This window comes from Haemophilus parahaemolyticus, assembly GCF_018373095.1.
GTDB classification, from domain to species: Bacteria; Pseudomonadota; Gammaproteobacteria; order Enterobacterales; family Pasteurellaceae; genus Haemophilus_A; species Haemophilus_A parahaemolyticus_A.
This window is the reverse complement of record NZ_JAHAHT010000128.1, coordinates 1-3,914: the sequence shown is the minus strand read 5'-3', so window position 1 is coordinate 3,914 and position 3,914 is coordinate 1. Positions and strand designations below refer to the sequence as shown.

Below are 3,914 nucleotides of genomic sequence, written 5' to 3'. Positions count from 1 at the left end.
TGCCAGAAGAGTTCCATTTTGAGCCTAAATTGGCACTTGGTTCAGGAGAAGATGGGTTGGATATTACTAAACGTATTTTAGCTGAAGCTGCTGATTATTTATCCGAAGATGGCGTATTAATTTGTGAAGTCGGAAATAGTATGGTGCATTTAATAGCACAATATCCGATAGTTCCCTTTAATTGGATTGAATTCAAACAAGGAGGTTTTGGTGTGTTTAGTTTAACCAAAGCACAGTTAGATGAATATCGATCATTATTCTTATAAACTCCATTTTCAATATACAAAAACTTATGCGTTTAGATAAATTTATTGCGGAAAATTCAGGTCTAACTCGCTCACAGGCAGCGAAGATGTTGAAAAACGGTTTAGTGACCGTGAATGATGAAATTGTGAAAAGTGGTTCAGTTAAAATTACCAAACAAGATCAGATTTGCTACGAAGGTGAACTGCTTGAGTGGATGGACGAAGGGCAATATTTTATGCTCTACAAACCACAAGGCTATATTTGTTCGAATGATGATGGCGAATATCCAACCGTTTATCAATTTTTTGATTATCCGCTGATGACCAAGTTGCACACGGCAGGGCGTTTGGATGTTGATACCACAGGCTTGGTGCTTTTAACCGATGATGGGAAATGGTCGCACCGTGTTACTTCGCCAAAGCATCATTGTGAGAAAACCTATTTGGTAACATTAGCTGATCCTGTTGAAGATTTTTATGCTGAAAAATTAGCAGAGGGAATTTTATTACGTGGCGAGAAAGAACCGTGCTTGCCTGCTCAATTGGAAATTATTGATGACTATAACGTAAACTTAACCATCAGCGAAGGGCGTTATCATCAAGTAAAACGAATGTTTGCCGCCTTGGGCAATAAGGTAGAAGCCTTGCACCGTTGGCGAATTGGTGATGTGGTTTTAGATGAAACATTAGAAGAAGGCGAATTCCGCCCGCTTACAAACGAAGAAATTGGGAGTTTTTAATGAGTGAGAAAAAACCGCATCCGTGTTTTTTTATTATTCTAGGAATGATGGCAATGCTTCCACCGCTTGCCATTGATATGTATTTACCGTCATTTTTAGATATTGCGAGAGATTTAGCTGTTTCCCAAGAAAAGGTGCAAACCACCTTAGCGGTCTTTACCTTTGGCTTTGCAGTTGGTCAGCTTTTCTGGGGGCCTGTTGCCGATAGCCTTGGGCGTAAACCGATTATTTTGATTGGTTTGGCAGGTGCAGCATTAGCCGCCTATTTTTTAACGCAAGTAGAAGATATTAACACCTTTTACTTTTTACGTTTAACCCAAGGCTTGTTTGGAGCTGCACCTGCAGTGGTGCTTGGGGCGTTGGTTCGAGATTTGTTTGAGCGTAACCGCTTTGCACAAATGATGTCTGTAATTATGATTATTACCTTGCTTGCCCCGCTCGTTGCACCTGTATTGGGCGGTTATATTGCTAAATATCTGCATTGGCACTCTATTTTCTATACGCTGGTTGCAATGGGGATTGCTTGTGTAGTGTTGGTGGCGTGGAAAATCCCAGAAACGTTAGTGCCTGAAAAACGCCAACCAATAAATTTTAAACAGGTTCTAATCAACTATGCTAAACTGCTTTCGCATAAACCTACGTTGGGTTATGTGATCGTTGGCGGGCTTACCTTTGCTGGGATGTTTTGTTTTTTAACTTCTGGCTCGCTGGTTTACATTGGAATCTACGGTGTTTCGCAAGAGCACTTTGGTTACTTCTTTATGCTCAATATGGTGGTGATGATTTCCATGACGGCAATTAACGGTAAGTTAGTCACTAAACTTGGCTCTGAAACCATGCTCCGAATTGGTTTAATCACTATGTTAACAGCAAGTATTTGGTTGGTGATTGTAGCAACCTTTGAATTGAATTTCTGGTTAATGGTGGTAGCTGTGCCGTTCTATGTCGGTATGCTTTCAACCGTCGGCAGTAATGCAACGGCAGCCGTGCTTGATAAATTCCCGCAAATGGCAGGTACCGCAAATGCTGTTGCGGGAACCGCTCGTTTTGGTATCGGTTCAGTAGTGGGTGCATTGCTTTCACAAATTGCGGTTACCAGTGCAAAACCAATGCTTTATGCAATGGCACTTTGTGTCGTCTTGGCGGCAGTGATCTATTATGTTTGCTGTGTGAAAGCGGTCGAAAAAGCGGAATAATTTGTAAATTAATCGCAATATTCGTTTACTTAAATAGTATAGTAAATACAAATGGTTACCAAAGCGTGTTGAAGATAAACTTCAATCACTTATCATTTGAAAGATTCGTTGTATTTAGTCATAGAAAAACCTGCATCTTAATGAGTTGGTGATTTAATCCAACTTTTTAGGGCCGATTTTTTTACGTGTGAATTGGTATCAGGTATTGCCTATACATGGATATTGCTATTGTTATTGATTTTACTTACCTGCTAGAGCTAGTATTTATTTTCGCAGCATCAAATAGATAAATACGATACCGCCCGCAAATTCGATGACAACACTTAACACACCTTGCAGTTTGAAGAGTTGTTCAAACATGGCTTGCCCTAATACCAGCGTGATGGCGGAGATGATGAACGTGAGCGGAATACGAATAGCGTGTTGCATTGTTGGGCTGATGGCGTTCACAAGGGCACAAACCAGTAATCCTAAAAAGAGGATTGGCCCGACTAAAGCGGTGGACACCGACACCAACAAGGCACAGCAAATCAGCAGTTGATGCGAAAAGCGGTTGTAGTTAATACCTAAACCGATGGCTTTGTGTTTGCCGAGCATCAATACATCTAGCTTGTGGCGTTGTGTCCAAACCCAGATACTACTTAGTAAAGCGATGATGATTCCGATGGTTAAAAGGGTTGGATTAGCATTATTAAAGCTTGCAAATGAGGAGCTTTGTGCAACGGCAAATTCTTCAGGATCGATCATACGCTGCAATAAATTATTGATACTGCGGAAGAACACGCCAAATACGACACCGATGAGCAACATGCGTGCGATGTCGGCATTATCTCTGGTAAGCGTGCGGAATAGCAATAATGCCGCTCCGAGCATCAACAGCGTTTCAAATGCAAATTTTTCGCTGATATTTAATTGAGTAAATCCCACACCGCCAATTAAAAAGACCAGCAAGGTTTGAATCAGTAGATATAGTGAGTCAAAACCTAAAATACTCGGTGTTAAAATCGGGTTGTTCGTTAGCGTTTGGAATAATAGGGTTGATACTCCAATGGTGTACGCTACCGTCAGCAGCAACAACAATTTTTTGCCACGAAAAGGCAGAATAAAATCCCAATTGCCATTGCTGTTAAACAGCATAAAAAATAGACCGCTTGCAAGCAAAATCAGGCTTGAGATGAGCAAAATACGAGAAGACTTCATCATTTTTTCCCCTTAAAAAGTAGATAGAGGAAAAGCACCGTACCGACAATACCGAAAATGGTTGAAATCGGTACTTCAAACGGCTCATTTACCACTCGCCCGAGAATATCGCACGCAAGAATGAGGTTCGCTCCAAGTAACACCACAACAGGCAAATTCTGGCGAAGTCGATCGCCTGCTAGGCGTGAAACGATGTTCGGTACCACTAAACCGATAAACGGAATTTGTCCAATGGTAACGACAATTACCGCGGTAATCATGGCGACAATAATCAAGGCAATCCACGTCATTTGATGGTAGTTAATGCCAAGATTGGTGCTGATATTCTGTCCAAGTCCTGCGATGCTGAGTTGGTCAGCAATAATGTATATGATGACGGCTAAGGCTGCGGTCAGCCAAAGCAGTTCATATCTTCCTGCTAAAACGCCTGAGAAATCGCCTGCAAACCAAACGGAAAGTAGCTGCAAACTGTCGGTTTCGTAGGCAATAAAGGTAGTTACTGCTTCAATAATATTGCCGAAAATAATCCCAAC

The 3,914-nt window shown here is 41.4% G+C and carries 4 protein-coding genes and 1 pseudogene; 3 read left to right on the top strand and 2 right to left on the bottom strand.

Annotated elements, in window-relative coordinates; translation table 11 throughout:
• From KH943_RS09485 to KH943_RS09475, 3 genes and pseudogenes are all read left to right on the top strand, one after another.
• Positions 1–266, top strand: a pseudogene (locus KH943_RS09485) (50S ribosomal protein L3 N(5)-glutamine methyltransferase); the annotation flags it as partial.
• Between the two features lie 26 nt (positions 267–292).
• Complete coding sequence (rsuA, locus tag KH943_RS09480) at positions 293–985, top strand: 16S rRNA pseudouridine(516) synthase RsuA (protein WP_304110351.1); 693 nt, start codon at positions 293–295, stop codon at positions 983–985.
• Positions 985–2,181 carry a Bcr/CflA family multidrug efflux MFS transporter gene (locus tag KH943_RS09475; RefSeq protein ID WP_304110350.1) on the top strand — a complete coding sequence of 399 codons (1,197 nt, stop codon included), beginning with the start codon at positions 985–987 and terminating at the stop codon, positions 2,179–2,181. The genes rsuA and KH943_RS09475 overlap by 1 nt, the downstream gene beginning before the upstream one ends.
• 264 nt (positions 2,182–2,445) lie before the next feature.
• Here KH943_RS09475 and KH943_RS09470 read toward each other — a convergent pair whose 3' ends face one another.
• Positions 2,446–3,381, bottom strand: a complete 936-nt coding sequence (locus KH943_RS09470; RefSeq protein ID WP_304110352.1) for an iron chelate uptake ABC transporter family permease subunit — start codon at positions 3,379–3,381, stop codon at positions 2,446–2,448.
• Positions 3,381–3,914: iron chelate uptake ABC transporter family permease subunit (locus KH943_RS09465; protein WP_304110349.1), on the bottom strand; the 534-nt coding region annotated here is incomplete at its 5' end. The genes KH943_RS09465 and KH943_RS09470, both read right to left, overlap by 1 nt.